General features: G+C 67.0%; 22 protein-coding genes and 1 riboswitch. Of the genes, 16 read left to right on the forward strand and 6 right to left on the reverse strand.

Annotated elements, in window-relative coordinates; genetic code table 11:
* Nucleotides 1-10: 10 nt before the first annotated feature.
* Nucleotides 11-751 (reverse strand): glycoside hydrolase family 16 protein, encoded by a 741-nt coding sequence (locus AB4Y72_RS13385; protein ID WP_441426645.1) that lies wholly within the window; start codon nt 749-751, stop codon nt 11-13.
* On the opposite strand from AB4Y72_RS13385, the gene AB4Y72_RS13390 reads away from it, so the two are divergent.
* The 9 genes from AB4Y72_RS13390 to AB4Y72_RS13430 all read left to right on the forward strand — a co-directional run bounded on the left by AB4Y72_RS13390 (nt 744) and on the right by AB4Y72_RS13430 (nt 9,771).
* Nucleotides 744-1,106 carry a hypothetical protein gene (locus tag AB4Y72_RS13390; RefSeq protein WP_441426646.1) on the forward strand — a complete coding sequence of 121 codons (363 nt, stop codon included), beginning with the start codon at nt 744-746 and terminating at the stop codon, nt 1,104-1,106. The two genes, AB4Y72_RS13385 and AB4Y72_RS13390, sit on opposite strands and share 8 nt — an antisense overlap.
* 321 nt (nt 1,107-1,427) lie before the next feature.
* The gene (locus AB4Y72_RS13395; RefSeq protein ID WP_441426647.1) at nt 1,428-2,207 is read left to right on the forward strand and encodes a glycosyltransferase family 2 protein; all 780 of its coding nucleotides are present in this window, start codon (nt 1,428-1,430) and stop codon (nt 2,205-2,207) included.
* 1 nt (nt 2,208) lies between these two features.
* A complete protein-coding gene (locus tag AB4Y72_RS13400; protein ID WP_441426648.1) occupies nt 2,209-3,207 on the forward strand; it encodes a glycosyltransferase family 2 protein in 999 nt (332 codons plus the stop codon).
* Between the two features lie 123 nt (nt 3,208-3,330).
* Nucleotides 3,331-4,431, forward strand: coding sequence for a hypothetical protein (locus AB4Y72_RS13405; protein ID WP_441426649.1), 1,101 nt, complete (start codon nt 3,331-3,333; stop codon nt 4,429-4,431).
* A gap of 11 nt (nt 4,432-4,442) precedes the next feature.
* A complete protein-coding gene (locus AB4Y72_RS13410; RefSeq protein ID WP_441426650.1) occupies nt 4,443-6,533 on the forward strand; it encodes a glycosyltransferase in 2,091 nt (696 codons plus the stop codon).
* A gap of 41 nt (nt 6,534-6,574) precedes the next feature.
* Nucleotides 6,575-8,431, forward strand: coding sequence for a hypothetical protein (locus tag AB4Y72_RS13415; protein ID WP_441426651.1), 1,857 nt, complete (start codon nt 6,575-6,577; stop codon nt 8,429-8,431).
* Entirely contained in the window at nt 8,421-8,798 is a 378-nt protein-coding gene (locus tag AB4Y72_RS13420; RefSeq protein ID WP_441426652.1) for a hypothetical protein, read from the forward strand. Before AB4Y72_RS13415 ends, AB4Y72_RS13420 begins: the two co-directional genes overlap by 11 nt.
* Nucleotides 8,795-8,965 (forward strand): hypothetical protein, encoded by a 171-nt coding sequence (locus AB4Y72_RS13425; protein WP_441426653.1) that lies wholly within the window; start codon nt 8,795-8,797, stop codon nt 8,963-8,965. The genes AB4Y72_RS13420 and AB4Y72_RS13425 overlap by 4 nt, the downstream gene beginning before the upstream one ends.
* 77 nt (nt 8,966-9,042) lie before the next feature.
* Nucleotides 9,043-9,771 carry a hypothetical protein gene (locus tag AB4Y72_RS13430; protein WP_441426654.1) on the forward strand — a complete coding sequence of 243 codons (729 nt, stop codon included), beginning with the start codon at nt 9,043-9,045 and terminating at the stop codon, nt 9,769-9,771.
* 202 nt (nt 9,772-9,973) lie between these two features.
* On the opposite strand, the gene AB4Y72_RS13435 is transcribed toward AB4Y72_RS13430, so the two are convergent.
* Nucleotides 9,974-10,576: a phosphoribosylanthranilate isomerase gene (locus tag AB4Y72_RS13435; protein ID WP_441426655.1), complete on the reverse strand. Its 603-nt coding sequence runs from the start codon at nt 10,574-10,576 to the stop codon at nt 9,974-9,976.
* Nucleotides 10,577-10,671: 95 nt separating this feature from the next.
* Between AB4Y72_RS13435 and AB4Y72_RS13440 the strand changes: the two genes are divergently transcribed.
* A complete protein-coding gene (locus tag AB4Y72_RS13440; RefSeq protein WP_441426656.1) occupies nt 10,672-11,355 on the forward strand; it encodes a HutD/Ves family protein in 684 nt (227 codons plus the stop codon).
* On the opposite strand, the gene AB4Y72_RS13445 is transcribed toward AB4Y72_RS13440, so the two are convergent.
* The 4 genes from AB4Y72_RS13445 to AB4Y72_RS13460 form a co-directional block, all read right to left on the reverse strand.
* Nucleotides 11,352-12,179: an ABC transporter permease gene (locus tag AB4Y72_RS13445; protein WP_441426657.1), complete on the reverse strand. Its 828-nt coding sequence runs from the start codon at nt 12,177-12,179 to the stop codon at nt 11,352-11,354. The genes AB4Y72_RS13440 and AB4Y72_RS13445 overlap by 4 nt on opposite strands.
* Before the next feature lie 13 nt (nt 12,180-12,192).
* Nucleotides 12,193-13,122 carry an ABC transporter permease gene (locus AB4Y72_RS13450; RefSeq protein ID WP_441426658.1) on the reverse strand — a complete coding sequence of 310 codons (930 nt, stop codon included), beginning with the start codon at nt 13,120-13,122 and terminating at the stop codon, nt 12,193-12,195.
* Nucleotides 13,123-13,190: 68 nt separating this feature from the next.
* Complete coding sequence (locus tag AB4Y72_RS13455) at nt 13,191-14,378, reverse strand: ABC transporter substrate-binding protein (RefSeq protein WP_441426659.1); 1,188 nt, start codon at nt 14,376-14,378, stop codon at nt 13,191-13,193.
* A 49-nt stretch (nt 14,379-14,427) separates the two neighbouring features.
* Nucleotides 14,428-15,504 (reverse strand): ABC transporter ATP-binding protein, encoded by a 1,077-nt coding sequence (locus AB4Y72_RS13460; protein ID WP_441426660.1) that lies wholly within the window; start codon nt 15,502-15,504, stop codon nt 14,428-14,430.
* 267 nt (nt 15,505-15,771) lie between these two features.
* Here AB4Y72_RS13460 and AB4Y72_RS13465 point away from each other — a divergent pair, with 267 nt between their 5' ends.
* From AB4Y72_RS13465 to AB4Y72_RS13490, 6 genes are all read left to right on the forward strand, one after another.
* Nucleotides 15,772-16,539: a FadR/GntR family transcriptional regulator gene (locus tag AB4Y72_RS13465; RefSeq protein ID WP_441426661.1), complete on the forward strand. Its 768-nt coding sequence runs from the start codon at nt 15,772-15,774 to the stop codon at nt 16,537-16,539.
* Nucleotides 16,540-16,598: 59 nt separating this feature from the next.
* Nucleotides 16,599-17,336 carry a cache domain-containing protein gene (locus tag AB4Y72_RS13470; protein ID WP_441426662.1) on the forward strand — a complete coding sequence of 246 codons (738 nt, stop codon included), beginning with the start codon at nt 16,599-16,601 and terminating at the stop codon, nt 17,334-17,336.
* A gap of 23 nt (nt 17,337-17,359) precedes the next feature.
* Nucleotides 17,360-17,426: riboswitch (guanidine-III (ykkC-III) riboswitch) on the forward strand.
* 9 nt (nt 17,427-17,435) lie between these two features.
* Nucleotides 17,436-17,759 carry a DMT family transporter gene (locus tag AB4Y72_RS13475; protein ID WP_441426663.1) on the forward strand — a complete coding sequence of 108 codons (324 nt, stop codon included), beginning with the start codon at nt 17,436-17,438 and terminating at the stop codon, nt 17,757-17,759.
* Between the two features lie 2 nt (nt 17,760-17,761).
* On the forward strand, nt 17,762-18,157 hold the full coding sequence (locus tag AB4Y72_RS13480) for a DMT family transporter (RefSeq protein WP_441426664.1): 396 nt from the start codon (nt 17,762-17,764) through the stop codon (nt 18,155-18,157).
* 174 nt (nt 18,158-18,331) lie between these two features.
* Nucleotides 18,332-19,342, forward strand: a complete 1,011-nt coding sequence (locus AB4Y72_RS13485) for an aldo/keto reductase (RefSeq protein WP_441426665.1) — start codon at nt 18,332-18,334, stop codon at nt 19,340-19,342.
* Nucleotides 19,343-19,362: 20 nt separating this feature from the next.
* The gene (locus AB4Y72_RS13490) at nt 19,363-20,013 is read left to right on the forward strand and encodes an MBL fold metallo-hydrolase (protein WP_441426666.1); all 651 of its coding nucleotides are present in this window, start codon (nt 19,363-19,365) and stop codon (nt 20,011-20,013) included.
* Nucleotides 20,014-20,035 lie beyond the last annotated feature (22 nt).

Genomic DNA, 20,035 nt, shown 5'->3' on the forward strand with positions numbered 1-20,035 from the left:
GCCGTGCGGCTCAGGCCGGCACCCAGATGCTGATCCAGTCGAGCGAAACGTGGCCCCTCGCCGCGGGGGCCGGGCAGCCGGTCAGGCAGGACTCGGTCTGCAGGATCAGGTGCATGGGCGTCGTCGGCGCCTTGGTGCTGACCCCCAGGGACCGGCCGTCCAAGAAGAACTCAACCCGGCCGGGACTCCACTCCATCGTGGCCACATGCCACGATGTTACGGACTGGTCCGAATCCAATTTCTCGAACGCGTCCCGGCCGTTCCGGGCGAAATGCACAGCGCCGTAAATGATGCTGGCCAGGTCCCCCTCGGGGTAGTCCACCTCGCCATCCCGGGGCCAGACGCCGCTGTCCGGCCACAGAAGCCATGCGGTCTTGAACCCGGGTATGGCGTCGGCCCGGTACCGGACCGAGTACCGGCCGCGGAGCAGGCTGTTGGCGCGCGCCGGGTTGGAGCTGGTGTTGGGGAACTTCGGCATCGGCGCCGCCCCCATCGAGATCCCATTTTCGGAGTGCAGGTACCAATCCAGGGTTCCGTTGCGGACGCTGAGCACCTTCGACGGGTAGTAGCCAGACTTCCCGCCGAGGGGCTTTGGCTTTTGCCCGGCAGTGTCCGGTGTCCCGTCGGTGTAGCCGGCGCTCCACTTGGCGCTGTAGAGCGGGCCCGGGAAGCCACCGAGCGGGACATCGCCGGCGGAGAAGTCCTCGACGAAGACCTGTTTCCAGCCGGGCAGATTAGCGGACTTGGTCACATCCGTGGTCCGTGCCGAGTTCTGGGCCATCCCCGACTGCGGTGCAGTCCCATTGCCCGGGGCCGATGCGGCCGCCGACGCGGCACCGCTTGGCGGGGTCTGGCCACGCACCGCCGTCGGGGCGGCCGAGGCCTGGGATCCGGCGTCCGGCGCGGCGGACGGAACCGCTGGCGAGTCTCCAGGCGACGCCGGCGACGCAGGGGACGCCGAAACGGAGGTGAACATCGGCCGCTCGCCCGCAGGGCCCGCGTCTGCCCCGCACGCCGCCAGCGCCGGGACCACCACCACGGCGGCAACAACCATGGTCCGGAAAGAGAGGGGACGCCGGCGGCCTTCCGGCACGCGCCCCCTTTGAACGGGTGTCCACATTCGGCCAGTCTGGCACGGAGGCAACCCGCCATCAACCGCTCCGCCACAGTTTTAATTGAAGCTTCAAGTTAATCCAAGGTTAATGCAAGGTGCCGTGACCAAACTTTAAGCCCTGGGGTAATTAACTAAGTTGTCGACAATTGATCAGCGTCAGTTTGGGTCTAATTCCGGGTGCGTGGGGCCGGAAAACGCTGCAGTTGAGGCAAACAGAATACGCGATTGAGTGGTGAGGCCAGTGTCCATCCCAAATCTCAAGCCGAGCGTGCGCCCACAAACGACGCCTCCGCCGGCAAATCCGTCCGTCAGCGTGGTGATTCCCACGTTGAACGAGGCGATGAACCTGCCGTGGGTTCTGCGGCGTATGCCCTCATATGTGGATGAGGTGGTCATTGTCGACGGTCGTTCCTTGGACGCCACTGTCGACGTCGCACGCGCCCTGCGCCTGGACGTCGTGGTGGTGGCAGAAACCCGCCCGGGCAAGGGAAACGCGGTGCGCGCCGGATTTGCCGCGGCCTCCGGGGACATCATCGTCATGCTCGACGGCGACGGCAGCATGGACCCCCAGGAAATCGGCTGGCTCGTTACTCCGCTGCAGCACGAATACGACTTCGTCAAAGGATCCCGTTACGTGACGGGCGGCGGCTCGGATGACCTCACGTGGCTGCGCAGCAGCGGAAACAAGATGCTCACCGGACTGGCGAACGCCGTTCTCCACAGCGACTACTCAGACCTTTGCTACGGCTACATCGCCCTCCGCCGCGAATGCGTTGACATCCTGGAGCTGAAGTCGGACGGCTTCGAGATCGAAACGGAACTGATCGTGCGGGCCTCAAGGGCCGGCCTGCGCATCGCCGAGGTACCCAGCCACGAGCTGTCCCGCATCTCCGGTCAGTCGAATCTGCACACGTTCCGGGACGGATGGAGGGTTCTCCGCACTCTTGCCCGCGAGCGGGTGAGCTGGGAGGCGCCGACCGCCGGGGCCCGCCCCGAAGCCCTGCGACGAGTCAAGTACAAGTATCCCAACGCGGTGTTCCCGCACGTTCCTACCGATCCCAGCAGCGTTCTTGGCCTCCAGGCAGGTGAGTAGGATGTCCGAGCACTCCGGCAGTCCGTCCGTATCTGTGGTCATTTGCTCCTATTCGGAGGACCGATGGGACAGGCTGATGGGCGCCCTGGACTCGGTCAGAACCCAGAGTGTCCCGCCCAAGCAGACGATCGTCGTCGTTGATTACAACGTGGAACTGTACAAGCGGCTGATCTTTACCGTCCCGGACGCAGTGATCGTGGAGAACAACGGACCCAAGGGTCTCTCCGGGGCCCGGAACACCGGAACTGCCGTCGCCAAGGCAGAGATCGTGGCGTTTCTCGACGATGACGCCGAGGCCGCGCCCGATTGGCTCGAGCGGCTCGGCGCCCTGTACGACGACATCGACGTCTTGGCGGTGGGCGGCCGCGTTGAACCGCTCTGGGAAGCCGGGCGGCCGTCCCACTTCGCCAACGAGCTCGACTGGATCGTCGGCTGCACCTACCGGGGGATGCCCAAAGTCGCCGCCGAGGTCCGCAACGTCATCGGGGCGAACATGTCCTTCCGCGCCGATGTCCTGAACCGTGTGGGCGGGTTCAACACCGCGCTGGGACGCCAGGGCGCCGTTCCGCTGGGCTGCGAGGAGACCGAGTTGTGCATCCGTGCCGTCCTCGGGGCACCCGGATCCCGGGTGGTCTACGAGCCCGCGGCCCTGGTCCACCACCACGTTCCCCCCGGCCGCGGCACCTTGCGCTACATGCTTGAACGTTCCTGGTCGGAAGGGATCTCCAAGGCTCAGGTCAGCAAGGTGGTCGGCCACAAACGGGCGCTGGGGCCGGAACGGCGCTATGTCCGGCAGATCCTGCCCCGAGCGGTGTTTGCTGGCGTCAGCGGCTGGCTCCGCGGCGAGGACAGGGCCGGACTCGGCCGGGCCGCGGCCATCATCGCCGTGCTCGGCGCCACTGCCACCGGTTATGTCCGAGGCCGCCGGCTGCCCGCCACGCCCGCCCCGCAAAAACCGGTCCCTGTGGCGCCGGAAGAGCCATGGAGGGAAGTCCAGTGAACATTCCGGAAGAGATGCCCGGCCACAACTCCCCCGCTCACTTCTCCCTCGCTCACCGCTTGGTGCAGCGTTTGCAGCCGGATCCGCCTGACCGCAGGAACCCGAACCCAGAAAGCTTGGACTATGAGCCAGTCTGAACGCGACGTGAAACAGCCGACCAGCGCCCCCGCCGGAGCCTCCTTCGACGTCCACGGAATTGTGGGCATCGATGTGGAGCCAGGCACCCCGGGTGAGCCGCAGCTGCGGGATATGCTCGCCCCGTTCCTGGGTGAGTCGCATGCGCCACGCCGGATCAGCATCGGCGGAAAAATCTCGCAAGTCTTCGGGCAGTCGCACGCCGAGGATGCCTACCGCTTCACCGGGGAATCGCTGTACATTCCGGCAGACCGCGTCCAGATTATCGAAACGAAGGACGGGTACCGGATCGAAGGCGCCGGTGAGCTCCTGACCTCCGTGATTCCGCTCCTGGACCGTCTGTGCGTCCGGGACGAGACGGCCATGATCCATGCCGCGGTGGTGGATTTCCGCGGCTCGGGGGTGCTCTTGCCGGCCTGGGGCGGCGTCGGGAAGACGAGCACGGTGGCGAAGCTGGTCGCCATGCAGGACGTGCGGTTCATGGCCGACGACTGGGCATTCATGGGCGCCGGCGGAATGCTCATGGGCTACGCCAAACCGATGTTCATCAAACCCCACCACCGCGCCATCTACCCGGACATGTTCCGGGGGACGCGCAAGCCCCTGGCCCCCGGATGGCTGACAACCCCCGTGGCCCACCTCGCCACGGCGGTCCATCCTGTCATTGTCCGGTATCCCAAGACGGCCGCGTTCACCCGGCGCTGGTCCCCCGAGCACCGCATGGTTCAGCCGGAGCACGTCTTCGGTGCCCAGCGGATTTCCTCGGCGGCGCCAACCCAGCTGGCCATCTTCCTGGAACGTTTCGACGGGGCGGACGCACGGCTGGAAGCACGGAGCGCGGAGTGGATGACGTCCCGGATAGTCGGCAACTTCCATTCCGAGCTGCCCATGGTGTCGCGGCGGCTCGTTGAGGCCCTCGGCGCCACCAGCCTCGTCCCCTTGGAGGAGCATTTCGGGCAGAAGGCGGCTGTGGTGCGGCGGGCCCTGGAAGACGTTCCCTGCTGGCTGCTCCGGCTGCCGGCCGCCTGGTCCGCGGACCAGGCCTCTGACTACATCGCGAACCTGGTCCGCTCAAAACTGGATGAGTGAGGCGAGGCAACGTGAGCGATCTGTTGGTGTCGGTTGTTGTTCCCGCGCGCAATGCCGCGCCCTGGCTGGCTGAGTGCCTGGAATCCATCCGCAGCCAACACCCGCACGAAATGATCGTGGTCGACGGCTGCTCGACTGATGACACGGCCGCGATCGCCCGCGAATGCGGGGCAACCGTCATCTCCGACGAGGGCAGCGGCCTGCCGGCCGCACGCATGCTGGGCGCCCGGCGCGCCACGGGTGAGGTCGTCGCCCTGATCGACGCCGACGTCGTCCTTCCGCCGGATAGCCTGCGCAGCCTGCTGGCCGAATTCGAGTCCGGCGGATACGACGGCCTGCAGTTCGGGTTGGCCAGCGAGGCCGACGGCCCCGGGTACTGGGGCGCGGCGCTGGCGTGGCACCATAACCACAGCCGGGTGCGCAGCTGGTTCGGCGTCAGCGCGACGCTGATGCGCCGCGACGTGCTCCTCGCGGTCGGCTTCGACGATGACTTCCGCTCCGGGGAAGACGTGGAGCTTAGGATCCGTTTGGAACAGGCGGGCTACCACCTGGGCGTCTCGGACTCCGTCGTGGTCAGGCACCGGTTCGGCGACACGTTCGACTATGCCCGGGACCAGTGGCTCCAGGATGGGGCCGGAACGGCCCGGACCGTCCGCAAGCACCGGCGCCACGGCTGGCTCATGCTCCTGCCTCTGCTGGCCACCGTGCGGGGTGTGGGCCTGTCCCTGTTCCGCGCGCCGCGCTTCCTGCCCTATTGGATGGGATTCTTCCTCTACAATTACCGGGCCATGTTCGGGGAACTCCTGCGGCCGGCCCACAAACCCATCTCGGTCGGAGGGAATGCTGCCTGGTTAGCCGCAGCGAGGATTGCCCCCATGGTGACGGGATTCCTGTTCTGGGCGCTCGCGGCCCTCGTGCTGCCACCGGCGGAAATAGGCCTCGGCTCGGCGGTGGTTTCTGGTGCTCTCCTGACCGTGCAACTGGGGATGCTCGGCGTTGGGCCGGCCACGCTGACGCTTCTGCCCGCCGAAACCGACGGCGGACGGCGGCTCATCGCCACCAGCCTGCTCACAGTTGCCGCATTCACCCTGTTTGGCGCGGCCCTGCTGGTCATCGTTACGCACTGGCTCGGCACCGGCGTGGGCGAGGCCTGGAACGATCCCCTGGTCACCGGCCTCTTCCTGGCCACGGCGCTGCTTGCCGCGAGCGCCTACCAGCTTGACCACGTAGGGGTAGCACAGCAACGTGCCGACCGGACCCTGGTCAGGAGCCTGGCGCAAAGCCTCGTCCAGCTCGCGGTCCTGGTCGTGGCCTTCGCGGTGGGGCTCCGTGACCTGGCGGCCGTTGTGGGCGCGGTTGCGGCCGGGGCGCTGGCCAGTGTCCTCGTGGGCTTGCGCCAGCTTGGCCGGGCCAAGGTATCCCCCGACTGGAAGCATGGTTTTCGGCCCCGCCCGGCCCTGAAACTCCTGAAGCCGGGGCTTCCCAACCATGCCCTCATGCTCGCGGACCGCGCTCCCGGGTACGTGCTTCCGCTCATTGTTGCAGCCACTCTGGGCGCCGCCCCAACCGCCGCGTGGTACGTGGTGTGGATGATGGCCTCCGCGGTGTTCTTCGTGCCGCAGTCCGCCGGGTTCACGCTGCAAACGTCCTTGGCGGGAACGCGGGCGCGGCCGGGCCTCGTCGGCTCCGCGCTCCGCGCCAGTCTCCTGCTCACCGTCGTAGCCGGGCTGATCCTGCTTCTTGCCGGCCCCCTGCTTCTGGGCTTTCTCGGGTCGCAGTACGCGTCCGAGTGGGTCCTTCTTCCCGTACTCGTTCCGGCACTGCTCCTGAGCTGCGTGACCCAGGTCTACTACGGGCTGTGCCGGGCCCAAGGGCGACTTTTCGAATCCACGATCGTCGCCACCCTGGTCGCCATCCTGGTCGTGGCCCCCGCCGCGGCCGTGGCCCAGCAATACGGCCTCACGGGAGTCTCCGTGCTCTGGGCCGTTGCACAAGCGACGGCATCGCTGATCGCCGCTCGGCGGCTTATCACCCTGACCCGAGGGAAGTCCGCCGCCGCGGCGGGCGAGATTCCTTCAGCGGCGCGCCACCAGCCGACCTGAAACGAGAGATCATGACACGCGAAACGGCAGCAAGCCCCCCCGTGAACACGAACACCGCCCACCGGCATGATGCGAGCGCGCGGTATAGCGGCGCCAAACCGCCCACCCACCGCAACCTCGGGCTAACCCCGACGTGGCATATCGGTGCCTTGGCGGCGACAGCGGCGGCCGCTCTTATCCTCGGCGTCTGGAGCATGACCCAGGTCGATCCCGCTCTGATCGGCGGGGCCGGACTGATTCTTGCCCTCCCCCCGGCGTACTTCGTGGCGCTCGCGCTCAGCCTGGCCGGATTCGTTGGCTCTTTGAGCCTCCGCCGCCTCCTTCCGACGCTTCTGACCTGGCAGCTTCTGGTCACGGTGGTGATCCTGGACGGCGCCGACCCCATCATCCACGGACTCCCCCGGCTTGAGGCGAGCTTCCGTCACATGGGCATTGCCGACAACATCGCCCAATCGGGGCAACTGGATACCAGCCTGGACGCGTATTTCAACTGGCCCGGATTCTTTAACCTTTTGGCAATGGTCTCCGGCGCGACGGGAGCCAAGGACCTCATCGGCATCGCGACGTGGGCGCCGGTAGGGATTAACATCCTCATGCTGGCACCGCTTCTGGCCTTGGCCCGCAGGTTGACCGCAAATCCGCGCCACTCCTGGGCGGCTGTCTGGATCTTCTACCTGAGCAGCTGGATTGGCCAGGACTACCTGTCGCCGCAGGCATATTCGTTCGTCCTCATGCTCACCCTGCTGGCGTGCCTGTTGAGCGTCTTTGGCGGATGGGCATGGCCCACGGAACGGACGCGGTTCTCCCGATGGCTTGCCCGGAACGTCAGCAAGCTGGACGGCGCGGTGCCCAGATATGGGGTCATTGAACCGCCCAGGGCGGATGCGGCGGCCCTGGTTGTGGTCTGCGCGCTGTTCCTGCTGGCCATGACGGCTTCACATCAGCTCAGCCCCTTCGCCGTGATCCCCATCCTGGCCGCGATGCTCCTGACCGGCCGCCTCCGGTTGCGCTTCCTGCCCGTTCTTGCCGTGGTCCTGCCCGTGGGCTGGCTGCTATTTGCTGCTTCAGCGTTCCTGCAGGGGCACTTCGGCCAGCTCTTCGGTTCGCTCGGTGACATTGGTGCCAACAGCGTCGGTGCGCTGAGCGCGAGAGTCTCAGGCAGTGATGCCCATGTGTTCGTGGTCTACACCCGCATGGCCGAGGTTGCACTGGTCTGGATTCTCGCTGCCGTCGGCGCCTTTGTGGGCTACCGGCGGAAGGCGCCGTGGCTTGCCGCCGCGGCCGGAGCGGTGGCGCCGCTGCTGCTGATTCCCCTCCAGCAGTATGGCGGTGAGCTTCTCCTGCGCCTGTACCTTTTCAGCCTGCCGTTTGCAGTGTGCCTGACCGTGCTGCCGCTGATGTCAGACAAAGCCGCAGGGCTGGGCCTGAAGCGAGCCCTCGGACTGCTGCTGATGGGCGCGGTCCTGGCGACGACCACGGTTGTTACCCGGTACGGAAATGACGGCATGGAGAGCTTCAACAACGACGAACTCGCTGTGGTGGACCACCTCTATTCGACTGCGCCCAAAGGCTCAGTCCTCATCGAGGCAGTTCGCAACACCCCGTGGAGATTCCAGCACTACGCGGATTATGACTACCGGGCGCTCGTTGCTGCCGAGCCCGCTCCTAACGCCGCACCGCTCAGCTGCGACGCAGCCAACCAAATCGCCCACAAGTCGGGCGCGTACCTCATCGTCACGAACAGCCAGCAGCAGGCAGCGGAGCTTCGCGGCACGGCTCCCGCTGGCGACCTTCAACGTTTTATCGCCACATGCGCCACCGGTCCGGGTTGGACAAAGGTATTTGAAAACCCCGGCGGCGTGATCTTTCATATCGAAGGAGTTAGCAATGGCAAGTGAACGCAGCTACGTGAGCTACGCGACGGCGGCCATCGCCGTCGCGGCCATCCCGCTCTCGTTTATCGGCCCTGAGGGGCTGCGCCTGGCGGTGGTAGGGCTGCTGATGCTGGCCGGCCCGGGGACCGCACTGGTCCTGCTCCTGCGCCTCGACCCTCCGCGCTCAGCCCAGGCCACCGGCGCGCTCCCCCTCAGCATCGCCATCGCAATTGCCTTCAGCCTCGCGATGTCCACCCTCGTGGCGACGGCGATGATCTATGCGCGGCTCTGGTCGCCGCCGGCGGGCGTATGCGTCCTGTCGATCCTGACCCTCGCCTTCCTGGGCCTTGAGCTCAAGAGGCCCCAGCGCTCCCTGGTGCGTGCGAAATGATCATTTTTCTGACAGGACTGGCCACAGTGGCGGCGCTCGTGAGTTGCGATGTGCTGCGCGTGTTGAAGCCGGACAAGGCCCTGCCCCGGCCCGTGGTGATCATCACTGGAGCACTGCTGGCGGTAGTCGGCATCTCCGGGGTCGTGCAGTTGGTGCAGTTGGCGTGACGGAAGCCAGTGCGCCCGCTGCCGCGGCGCGGGCGCACTACATGAATAAGTCGAACCATTCACGGAAAGTGAAGTCAATGAGAAAACTCAAAGCACTCAGCACAGCGGGGACACTCGGATTACTCGTAGCAGGTTCCCTTGTTTTTGGCTCGGCGCCGGCTGCGAACGCCGCAAGCTGCAGCCCGGCCCCGACAAACACCTATCCCGGCACCGTTGCGATCGCCACAGGTTTTGAGTCCGGCGGCCTCTGCGGCCTCATCCCCGTGGTATCGGGGACAGGCACGGCGGCTGTTTCCAGCTCCCTGTACTACGCTGGGACGCATTCAGCCAAGCTGCACGTGACCACGGACGCCGGGTCCGTCGCAAACCTTTCCACTCCGGCGTTCCCCTCGGGCACCAAGACCTCGTACGCAGACGGCCGGTTCAATATCACCGTTGCCGGCGTCTCAGGCAATGATGTTCCGTACTTCCGCTTCTTCTCCGGGTCCACCCGGGTTGCCGACATCTACCGCTACAACAGCAACGGGCAGCTGTGGCTGCGCGTGACGGCACCGAACGGCACCTTTGTCTACACGAAGCTGATCTCAGGCAGCATTTCGCTCAGCGCCTGGCACAGCGTCAGCATGCGGGTGACGGCCAACGGCGCCGCGTCGACAATCCAGGTGTGGTTCGACGGCGTGCAGCGCTACAGCAGCACGAGCGTCAACATGCTCGGGAGCAGCTTGAGCAAGGTTCAGCTGGGGGCCGAGCACGACCGGCAAAAGGGTGACGAATACATCGATCACCTGATCATCAAGCGCTCCTAGGCAGTGACCCGACGACGACGGGTACAGGCACCGAGAGGAACGCTTGACTCCGGGAGGTCACGGGAATGGCAGCAGGGGAACCGTCCCCTGCTGCCATTCCGCTGCGTGTTTGCGGGGCCGTCCAACCCCCGGGCCGGTGACGTCCAGTCGCGCCGTGCCCTGTGCCGCACCCCTGTGCCGCACCCCTGCCTCACCCCCGGCCTCATCCCGCAGACTTGGCTGCCCGCACGAATTCCCCGATCTTGGCCAGGTCCTTGATGCCGCGTGCCGATTCGACGCCGGAGGAGACGTCGACGCCCCAGGCCCCGGCCTCCACCGCTGCCCGGGCCACATTGGCAGGATCGAGACCGCCGGCGAGGAGCCACCTCCGTCCGTGCAGGGCCAACGCCTGGACGGAGCCATAGTCCCAGGCTTCGCCGGAGCCGGGGACAGCGGCGTCGATCAGGAGCAGGTCCTCGCCCCAGTCGTCGAACGCTTCCGGGGCGGCATCCATGGTGACCGCACGGATCAGCTTCAGCCCGGCGTCGTGGGCTGTCCGGACGTCCGCGGGTGACCGGTCGCCGTGCAACTGGATCCAGACCAGGCCGGCTTGGCGGGCGATGGCCACTGCGTCGGCGGCCGGCTCGTGCCGGAACACGCCCACCGCGGGCAGCCCGTGCGGGAGGTGGCCCAGAAGGTTCCGGACCTGTTCCGGGGTGACCTCCCGGGGGCTGCGGGTCAGGACGAAGCCGACGGCGTCCGCGCCGGCGTCGGCCGCGGCACGGACCGAATCCGGGGTGCTGAGACCGCACACTTTGACAAACATTCGGGCTCCTTCCGCGCGCTTCCTGCCTCTGACGTTAGCAAGACCGGGCCGCCGCCGCCGACTTTGCGTCGGCGCCCGGAGGATAGGCTGAGGCCATGGAGATCATCCGCTATGCCGAGCTCAAAGCAATCCCCTGGCGCAACGGCGGAGGGGTGACCCGGGAACTGGCGCGGCATCCCCGGACCCCGCCCGCGCAAGCCTCCCGGCAAACCGCTGCGCCGGACGACGCGTGGGACTGGCGTGTCAGCATTGCCGAGGTTTCCAAGGCGGGCGCCTTCTCCACCTTCGCCGGGATGGACCGGGTGCTGACCGTCGTTGACGGCGAGTTGCTGCTCCTGAGCGTGGACGGCGCCGAGCACCCGCTCGAGAAGTACCGCCCGTTCCGGTTCTCCGGCGACGCGGAGTCTGCCGGGGCCCTCCCAACCGGAGACATCCGGGACCTGAACGTCATCACCCGCAACGGCTCTTTCAAGGGCTACACATCCATCATCGAGTTGTCCAAGAAGCGCGCCCATCCGGTGTTCGCGGGCCAGTTCGGCATCCTCCTGCAGGGCCAGGCGACCGTCAGCCCGGGGGCCGCGGGCGGCGTCCTGGCCGGCGCCGGCAGCGCCGGCGGGCCGACGGGACTGCCGGCCACAGACATTCCGGAGACGGAGCGCGTCGAACTGAACCGCTACGACGCCGTCGTCGGCGCCGACGCCGCGACGCCGGAAGTCCTGGGCCGCGGCTTCCTGGCGGTGGTGTCCATCGACCCTGAGGCGGAGACCGGCGCTGATTAGCCCTGGTCCGCCTTCGCACGGGCCCCGCTGACGCCTACCGCGTCCCCCGCGAGCCGCTGCGCGAGCCAGATGGGAACGATCGAGACCACGATCAGCACCACAGCCACGACGTTGACCACGGGCGCCTGGTTGGGGCGGAAGAGGTTTTGCAGGATCCAGATCGGCAGCGTGGTCTCACCGGCCCCGATCGTGAAGGTGGTGACGATGATCTCGTCGAAGCTCAGCGCGAAGGCCAGCAGGCCGCCGGCCAGCAGGGCAGAACGCATTTGCGGGAATGTCACCAGGCCGAAGGTCGTGAACACACCGGCGCCGAGATCGGCGGAGGCTTCCTCCAGGCCGGCGCTCATTCGGCGGAGCCGCGCAATGGCGTTGTTGAACACAGCCACCATGCAGAACGTTGCGTGCGCGATCACCACTGTCCACAGGCTCAGTGGAACGCCCAGGATCGTAGTGAACATGTTGTTCAGGGCGATGCCGGTGACAACCCCGGGCAGCGCGATCGGCAGGATCACCAGGAGGCTGATGACGTCTCGGCCGAAAAACGAATAGCGCTGCAGCGAAAGCGCCAGGAGCGTGCCCAGCAGCAACGAAATGAGGGTCGCAGCCACCGCCACCCAAAAGGAGGACACGACCGCCTCCCTGACCCCGGGCGAGTCAAAGGCCTTGCCCCACCACTCCAGCGTGAAGCCCTGGGGAGGCCAGCCGAAGGTCCGGTCCGCATTGAACGAATTCACCACCACCAGCATCAGCGGGATGTAGATGAACAGGAGCACGAGCCCGGAAATGACGCCGAGGACCGCTTTGGCGCTGCGGGAAAGTCTCATGGTGCGCCTTTCACTACAGGTTATTCAGGGCGCCGGTACGGCGGACGATGAAGAGATAGAACATGATGATGGCGATCGGAACCAGCGACACCGCGGCGGCAAACGGCAAGTTGTTCGCGGCGCCGACGTTGGCGTAGACCACAGTGCCGAGCATCTGGGTGGTCCCGCCGACGATCTGCGCGGTGATGTAGTCACCCAGGGACAGGGAGAACGTGAAGATGGTGCCCGCAATGATGGAGGGGACCAGCAGAGGAAGCATCACCAGGCGCATGGTGGTCAGTGGCTTCGCGCCCAGGTCCCCGGAGGCTTCCAGCAGGGAATCGGGCACCCGGTCAAAGCCCGCGTAGATCGGCAGGATCATGTACGGCAGCCAGATGTAGGACAGCGTCAGGATGACGGCAGTCTCGCCGTAGCCCGGTGACGACAGGCCGATCGGCGCTCCCAGCCACTCCAGCAGACCCCCTTCGGCCAGGACATTCCGCCAAGCGTAGGCCTTGACGAGATAGCTGGCCCACAGCGGCATCAGCACGGCCACGACGAGCAGTTTCTCCCAGCGGGCGTCAGCCACCTTGGCGATGAAGAACGCGATGGGCAATGCCAGGATCATGTCGATCACCGTGACCGCGACGGCGATCCATAATGTCCGCAGCGTGATCCGCTGATACACCGGATCCGTCAGGACCGTGACGATGTTATCGGTGGTCCAGACCGTGGACACTTCTCCGGTGAAGGTGTCCACGGTCCAAAACGCGGTGATCAGCAGCGCCGCCAGGGCGGCGATGTAGACGAGTACCAGCCAGCCGGCCGGGGCCGTGAGCAACGCGGCAAGCCTCAGCCGGGGTGAGCGGTGAAGCAGCGCCGAGAAGGCGTTGGTTTTCGCCCGGGGCACCGCCCCGTTGCTGCGGGGCGAACCGGCCGGGAGCTGTTGCGTCTGTTGTGCCATCTCGCCTGATTTTCTGCCGGCCGTGGGCCCGCGGTTGTTCCGGATTCGGTACGGCCTGAGGCCCGGAATCAGCCCTTGATCTCGGTCCAGGATTTGGTCCATTCCGAATAGTCGGTGCACCTGACGTCCGTGCGGCCATCGAGGCAGTCGGCCACCGGAGTGGTCCAGTACCAGATCTTCTCGGCGTACGCGGCATCACTGGAGTGGTACGTTTCGCAGTGCTTGGGATCCTTGGTCTGCGCGCAAGCTTTCGCGTTGGCCGGGGATTCACCAAAGTATTCCGCCACCTGGGCATTTACCTTGGGGCTGGCGATGTAGTCGAGCCACTTGTAGGCGCAGTTGATGTTCTTGGTCTTGGAACCGATCATCCAGGTGTCCGACCAGCCGGTGGCGCCCTCTTTGGGAACCAGGGTCGCAACCTTGGCACCGTCGGACGCTGCGATGTTCGCCCCCACCTGCCAGGTGGTGCCGACCACGGTGCTCCCGGAGGTAAAGGCCTGGACCTCTTTGACTACATCGCTCCAGTACTCGCCGATGTGCGTGCGCTGCTGCTTGAGCAGGTCCACGGCGGCGGCCAGCTGGTCCTTGTCCAGGGCGTAGGGGTTTTTGATGCCCAGCTCCGGTTTGTGGGCCATGAGGTACATGGCGGCATCGGCGATGTAGATGGGCGAATCGTAGGCGGTGACCTTGCCGGTGTGCTTGGCGGCGTCGTCAAACACTGCGCTCCAGGAAGTCGGCGCCGGGGTGACTTTGTTCGTGGAGTACATCAGCAGGTTGGCGCCCCAGCCATGCGGCATGCCGTAGTTAACGCCGTTGACGGTGTTCCAGGCTTTGTCCTTCAGGAACGGGTAGATATCCGGATAGTTCTTCAGCAGGCTCATGTTGACGGGCTGCACGTCGTGGCCGGCGACGAGGCGCAGCGACGCATCCCCGGAGGCCGAGATGACGTCGTACTGCCCGGTGCGCATGAGGGTCACCGCCTCGTCGGAGGTGCCGAACGGCTTGAAGCTGACCTTGCACCCGGTCTGTTGCTCGAACGGATGCACCCAGTCCACGGCAGGGTCGTTGCTGCCGTCTTCGACATACCCGGGCCACCCCAGGATGGACAGCTGGCCCTCACCGGCCCCGATTTCGGTCTTGGTCGGCTGCGCCGACGCTGGCGAACCCGACCCGCCGCTGGTTCCGCAGCCGGACAGCGCGAGTGCTGCCGCCGCAACCACCCCGATCACGAGGGAGGCCTTCGTTCTTGGTGCCATGATCCTTACCTTTCGATGGGGTGACTCGACGTTTGAGCACGGCCCGGCATCAGGAGCCGTGGGACGGCAGCCAGACGACGGCGTCGTCGTCCCAGCTGACGGTGACGGGCCGGTTCACCAGTTGTGCGTCGCTGCCGGGAAGCTTTTCCGGAACGAGAGCGACGACGGCGGGCCCGCCGTCGTCGAGCTGCACCCGCACCTGGGTGGCATGCCCGACGTACACGAACGACGTCACCGTTCCGGGCCGGGACGTGGTGCCGGAACGGCGCTCCGGTTCGCCGGTCCAGGCCACGCGCAGCCGCTCCGGCCGGATGCAAAGAGGCTCCGCCCGGCCATAGACACCCTGGGCCTGGTCGGCGTCGAAAATGTTGGAGGTGCCGACGAAATTGGCCACAAAGACGCCTCCGGGGCGCTCGTAGATGTCGTGCGCGGTGCCGATCTGTTCGATGCTGCCGTTGTTGAAGACGCCGATCCGGTCACTCATGGTCAGGGCCTCCTCCTGGTCGTGGGTGACGAAGATGAAGGTGATCCCCAGCGAGCGCTGCAATTCCTTGAGTTCGACCTGCATCTGCTGGCGGAGCTTCAGGTCCAGGGCACCGAGCGGCTCGTCCAGCAGGAGGACTTTCGGTTCCACAACGAGGGCCCGGGCCAGGGCAACGCGCTGCCGCTGGCCACCGGAGAGTTGCGCCGGTTTGCGGCCCACGAATTTGCCCAGCTGGACGCGGTCCAGGGCCTCCCTGGCCCGCTCCCGGCGCTGGTTCCCGGGCATGCCGCGGACCCGCAGCCCGTAGGCGACGTTGTCCACCAGGGAAATATGCGGGAACAACGCGTAGTCCTGAAAAACGGTGTTGACGTCCCGCTGGAAGGGCGCCATGGACGTGACGTCCTTGCCCTCGAGTTCAATGGTGCCGGACGTCGGAAGTTCGAAGCCGGCGATCAAGCGCAGGACTGTGGTCTTGCCGGAGCCGGACGGGCCGAGCATGGAGAAGAATTCCCCGTGGCGGATGTCCAGGTCCACGGCATTTACCGCGACGGTGTCCCCGAATACTTTGGTGAGCTTGCGCAGGCGGATCGCCGGAACCTCCTCGGTCCCGGTCGCAGTGCCTGCGGCCAGTGTTTCGGTCATGCGGTGCGCCTTACCTCGTTGCCGGTGCGTTGCGGTTCACCCAGGGGAGAGCCACGGAGCGTAGTGTGACCCAGGCCACATCGGACTGCTGGCCAAAATGCTATTACTTCATAGGATTTATGTATAGACCCTCCGGCAAAGCCCGGATTAGGATGTCATCAGCCCGGACGACGCACGGCGGCGCCGGTCCCGGACTTTGCACTCGGACCGGGGCGAATGCCCCCGCCGGGAGCGGTTCGTGTACCGCCGGAGGGAAGGGAGGCCCTGATGCTGTTGTCGCCCCAGGGCGCCTCCCGAAGCCTGGCGGCCGTGTTTACGCCGATCAAATCCCGCGGGCTCGTGGACGAGGTGTGCGGCCGGATCGAGCAGGCGGTGGAGACCGGGCTGCTGACCAGCGGCCAGCGGTTGCCGAACGAAACCGAACTGGCTGCTGCCCTCGGGGTATCCGCGGTGACGGCACGGGAGGCCCTGTCCCAGCTGCGGGCCTCGGGCATCATCCGGACCGCCCGCGGCCGCAGCGGCGGGAGCTTCATTGCCGACGACGTCCTGCCCTCCCGGGAAAGGGCCCTGGCGCAACTGCACGCGTTGAGCCGGCTGCAGATCCGGGACCTGGCGCTGCACTACCAGGCCATCGCCGCGGCCTGCGCGGGGGTCGCGGCCCGCCGCTCCGACGCCGCGGACATCGCCACCCTGCGCTCGTTCATTCCCGCGGCCGACGACGACTCCCTGAGCTGGCGGCTGGCGCTGTCCGAGTTCCTGCTGGAAGTCGCGGCCATTGCCCGCTCCGCCCGGCTCGCCCGGGAGCTCATCCGGCTGCAGGCTGATCTCGGCACCCTCACGCTGCTGCCCTGCGCCGACCCCGAGTACCGCGGGCGCAGCGGCATGATCCTGGAGGACGTGGCCGCCGCGATCGAGGCCCACCGGCCCGGTGCCGCCGAAACAGGTGTCAAGGCCCTGATCGCGGCCACCACCGACTGGCTGCTGACCGAGCAGGCCAACGCCATTGGCCGGACAATTTTTGACCCACCGCACTGACCGCCCCTGACCGCACGACGTTCATCTCACCGCCCGCACCTTCGATAAGGAAAGCAACCATGTCCGAACCCACCTCCATCGCAGGGCCAGCCGCAGGACCGGCCGAACCTGGCTCTGCCGAAGAGGCCGCTGCCGAGCTCCACGGCACGATCGCCGGAATCGAGCACCGCCTGGCAGCGTGGGCCGCCGAGACCGGGACAGCGCTGGCCGCCATGTCCGGGAAGGTCACCGGCACGGCCGTGGACAAGCTCATCCGGCCGGTGGTCGAGGAACTGGTCCAGCTGCCCGAGGGGTACGCGGCCGGCGCCGGATTCATCGCCAACGCCGGGCTGCTCGGGCCCGAGCGCAGCTACATCGCCTGGTGGCAGGGCCCGGACCTGGAACCCGTGGACGCACTGGCCAACTTCAGCCCCAACTCCATCAGCCGCTACGTCAAAGCTGAGTGGTTCAGGATCCCCGTGGAAACGGGCCGTGCGCATGTCACCGGTCCCTACGTGGACTTCCTCTGCACCGACGAGTACGTCCTGACCTTCACGCACCCGGTCTTCACCCGCCCGGGCGGTCCGGTCGCAGGAATCGTGGGCGTCGACGTCACCGTCCAGCGCCTCGAACGCTGGGCGATGCCGGCTCTGCGGCGCGTCGGCGCCCGGGCGGTGTTGGCCAACGCCGACGGCCGCGCCGTGGTCTCAGCGGCGTCCGACATTGATGCCGGAGACTTTGCCACGCCGGACGAGCCGTGCCGGCATTACCCGGTGGGGCGCACGTTCACGGTCTGGAGCGACGCCGTCGGGCTGTAAGCGGGACTTGCTAGACTTGGATGCCAAGGCCCCCTGTCCGGGGCCTCCGGACGACGGTTCAGTACCCGGCACGCGACAAGACTGGCCACAGGAGCTGTCATGTCGTGGCTTGTCCTCATTCTTTCCGGGGCGCTGGAAGCCGTCTGGGCTGCCGCCCTGCACCGCACCACGCAGGCCACGGGCCGCCGCCGGGTGATCCCGGGACTGGTCTTCCTCGTCTCCGTCCTCGCCAGCACGGGAGGCCTCGCCGTCGCCATGCAGACCATCCCGCCCGGCACCGGCTATGCCGTCTGGGTGGGGGTAGGCGTCGTACTGACGTCCGCCTACGCCATCATCACCAAGGTTGAACGCGCGACGGCGGCCCGGATCCTGTTACTCGGCGGGATCGCGGCGAGTGTCGTCGGCCTGAAGCTGGTGGCCTGACCATGGCATCGAACGCCCGCCCCCAAGACCGCTCCGCGCCGGCCCTGGCCTGGCTGATCCTGCTCGCGTCCGCCGTGCTCGAGGCCGTCTGGGCCACGGCTTTGGGCCTGTCGGAGGGCTTCACCCGCCCGCTGCCCACCCTCGTGTTTGCGGTGGCGGCCACGCTCAGCATGACCGGACTCGGCACGGCCGTGAAGCGTATCCCGCTCGGCACCGCCTACGCGGTCTGGGTGGGGATCGGCGCGGCCCTGACGGTCGGCTGGGCGATGGCCACCCGCGTCGAACCGGCCAGCCCGCTCAAGCTGATCTTCATTGCCGGGATTGTCGGCTGCGCCGCGGGCCTGAAACTTCTGCCGGCCGGGGATGCTGCCGGTACGCCGACGCTCCCGCCCAGTTAGTCCGGGACCAAGCCCGCGAATCGCCGGCAACACGCCCTGTCCGGGGCCGCCGTCGGGAAGCAACCGGGCAGCAACCGCGAAGCAACCGGGCAGCAACCGGGCAGGAGCGCAGGAATAGCCGCGCGCCACCGGGGGTTCTTGGCAGGGAATGAACCCCTAGCGAAGGAGATCCAGATGACGGCAGCACCAGTCCAGCTCGGCGACGGCCTTACGGTCAGTCCCCTGGGGTTCGGTGGCATGGCCCTGACGCCCGTGTATGGCGACGTGGATCCGGCCGCGGCGCTGAAAACCCTGCACCACGCCGTGGACGCCGGCGTCACATTCCTGGACACCGCGGACATCTACGGCGGCGGCAGCAATGAGGAGCTGATCGGACAGCTGCTCAAGGAGCGGCGGGATGAGGTCCAGCTGGCCACCAAGTTCGCCTTGGTGGGGAACCCGGCGGCCGGCTACACCGACATCCGTGGCGACGCGGCATACGTGAACCAGGCGGTGGACCGCAGCCTGCAGCGGCTGGGCACCGACAGCATCGACCTGTACTACATGCACCGCCGTGACCTCCGCGTTCCGATTGTGGAAACCGTGGAGGCCATGGCGAAGCTGGTGCAGGCCGGCAAGGTGCGGCACCTGGGCCTGTCCGAAGTGACGGCCGAGGAGCTGCGCGAGGCCAGCAGTGTCCACCCGATCGCCGCGGTGCAGAGCGAGTGGTCCATCTGGAGCCGCGATGTGGAACGCAACGTTGTTCCTGCCGCGGCCGGGCTGGGTGTGGGTTTTGTGCCTTACTCGCCGCTGGGCCGGGGATTCCTCACCGGCACCGTCGACGCTTCAACGCTGGGCAGCAGCGACTTCCGCCGCAACATCCCGCGCTTCGCCGCAGACGCTGCCGGCGCAAACCAGGCCGTGGTGACCGCCGTGAAGGCGGTCGCCGCCGAACTCACCGTCGCCGGGAAGCCGGCGACGCCCGCCCAGGTGGCGCTGGCCTGGCTGCTCGCACAGGGCGGGAAGTACGGGCTCCCGGTGGTCCCCATTCCCGGCACCCGCAAGGCGGACCGGATCGATGAGAACCTCGGCGCGTTGGAGCTTGTCCTGACGCCGGCGCAACTCGAGACGCTCGACGCCGCCGCGGACGACGTCGTCGGCTCCCGTTCCGCGGACCCCCGCTGGGTGTCCGAGGGCCGGGAATAGCGAGTCCTAGACTGAAGCCCATGGACTCACTCATTCACTCGCTACGGGACATCACCATCCGCCGGATATCAGTTGGCGAGATGGACAACAACGTTTACCTGCTCACGGCCAAGGCCTCCGGCGCGCAGCTCCTGATCGATGCGGCCGATGATCTGGCCGCCATCCAAGGGCTGCTCGCCGATGCCGCCGCGGATACCGACGCGACGCCGCAGCTGGCGCTGATTGCCACCACCCATCAGCACTGGGACCACGTCCGTGCGCTGCCGGGCCTGGTGGAAGCGACCGGGGCGAAGACGGCCGCCGGGACGGAAGACGCCCCCGAGCTGCCGGTGCCGGTCGATGTTCTGCTGGATCACGGCGACGTCGGGAACTTCGACGGCTTCGACGTGGCCGCTGTTCATCTGCGCGGGCATACGCCGGGCTCGGTGGCCTTGGTCTACCAGGACCCGGACGGCCCGGCACATATCTTTTCCGGCGACTCGTTGTTTCCCGGCGGCGTGGGCAACACCCAGAAGGATCCGGAGCGGTTTGCCCAGCTGATCACCGATGTCAGCGAGCGGCTGTTCGACGTCTACCCGGATGACACCGTGGTGCACCCTGGCCACGGCAACCCCACCACCCTGGGCGCGGAACGCCCGCATCTGGACGAGTGGCGCGCCCGCGGCTGGTAACCGGCGCTAGGCTTCGCGACTT

It is taken from the genome of Arthrobacter sp. YAF34 (genome assembly GCF_052113245.1).
Classification (GTDB): Bacteria; Actinomycetota; Actinomycetes; order Actinomycetales; family Micrococcaceae; genus Arthrobacter.

Bases quoted from the DNA above. Each gene is read 5' to 3' on its own strand.
- AB4Y72_RS13400 (WP_441426648.1), top strand. From the start codon at position 2,209: ATGTCCGAGCACTCCGGCAGTCCGTCCGTATCTGTGGTCATTTGCTCC.
- AB4Y72_RS13405 (WP_441426649.1), top strand. From the start codon at position 3,331: ATGAGCCAGTCTGAACGCGACGTGAAACAGCCGACCAGCGCCCCCGCC.
- AB4Y72_RS13420 (WP_441426652.1), top strand. From the start codon at position 8,421: ATGGCAAGTGAACGCAGCTACGTGAGCTACGCGACGGCGGCCATCGCC.
- AB4Y72_RS13425 (WP_441426653.1), top strand. From the start codon at position 8,795: ATGATCATTTTTCTGACAGGACTGGCCACAGTGGCGGCGCTCGTGAGT.
- AB4Y72_RS13430 (WP_441426654.1), top strand. From the start codon at position 9,043: ATGAGAAAACTCAAAGCACTCAGCACAGCGGGGACACTCGGATTACTC.
- AB4Y72_RS13435 (WP_441426655.1), bottom strand. From the start codon at position 10,576: ATGTTTGTCAAAGTGTGCGGTCTCAGCACCCCGGATTCGGTCCGTGCC.
- AB4Y72_RS13440 (WP_441426656.1), top strand. From the start codon at position 10,672: ATGGAGATCATCCGCTATGCCGAGCTCAAAGCAATCCCCTGGCGCAAC.
- AB4Y72_RS13445 (WP_441426657.1), bottom strand. From the start codon at position 12,179: ATGAGACTTTCCCGCAGCGCCAAAGCGGTCCTCGGCGTCATTTCCGGG.
- AB4Y72_RS13450 (WP_441426658.1), bottom strand. From the start codon at position 13,122: ATGGCACAACAGACGCAACAGCTCCCGGCCGGTTCGCCCCGCAGCAAC.
- AB4Y72_RS13455 (WP_441426659.1), bottom strand. From the start codon at position 14,378: ATGGCACCAAGAACGAAGGCCTCCCTCGTGATCGGGGTGGTTGCGGCG.
- AB4Y72_RS13460 (WP_441426660.1), bottom strand. From the start codon at position 15,504: ATGACCGAAACACTGGCCGCAGGCACTGCGACCGGGACCGAGGAGGTT.
- AB4Y72_RS13465 (WP_441426661.1), top strand. From the start codon at position 15,772: ATGCTGTTGTCGCCCCAGGGCGCCTCCCGAAGCCTGGCGGCCGTGTTT.
- AB4Y72_RS13470 (WP_441426662.1), top strand. From the start codon at position 16,599: ATGTCCGAACCCACCTCCATCGCAGGGCCAGCCGCAGGACCGGCCGAA.
- AB4Y72_RS13475 (WP_441426663.1), top strand. From the start codon at position 17,436: ATGTCGTGGCTTGTCCTCATTCTTTCCGGGGCGCTGGAAGCCGTCTGG.
- AB4Y72_RS13480 (WP_441426664.1), top strand. From the start codon at position 17,762: ATGGCATCGAACGCCCGCCCCCAAGACCGCTCCGCGCCGGCCCTGGCC.
- AB4Y72_RS13485 (WP_441426665.1), top strand. From the start codon at position 18,332: ATGACGGCAGCACCAGTCCAGCTCGGCGACGGCCTTACGGTCAGTCCC.
- AB4Y72_RS13490 (WP_441426666.1), top strand. From the start codon at position 19,363: ATGGACTCACTCATTCACTCGCTACGGGACATCACCATCCGCCGGATA.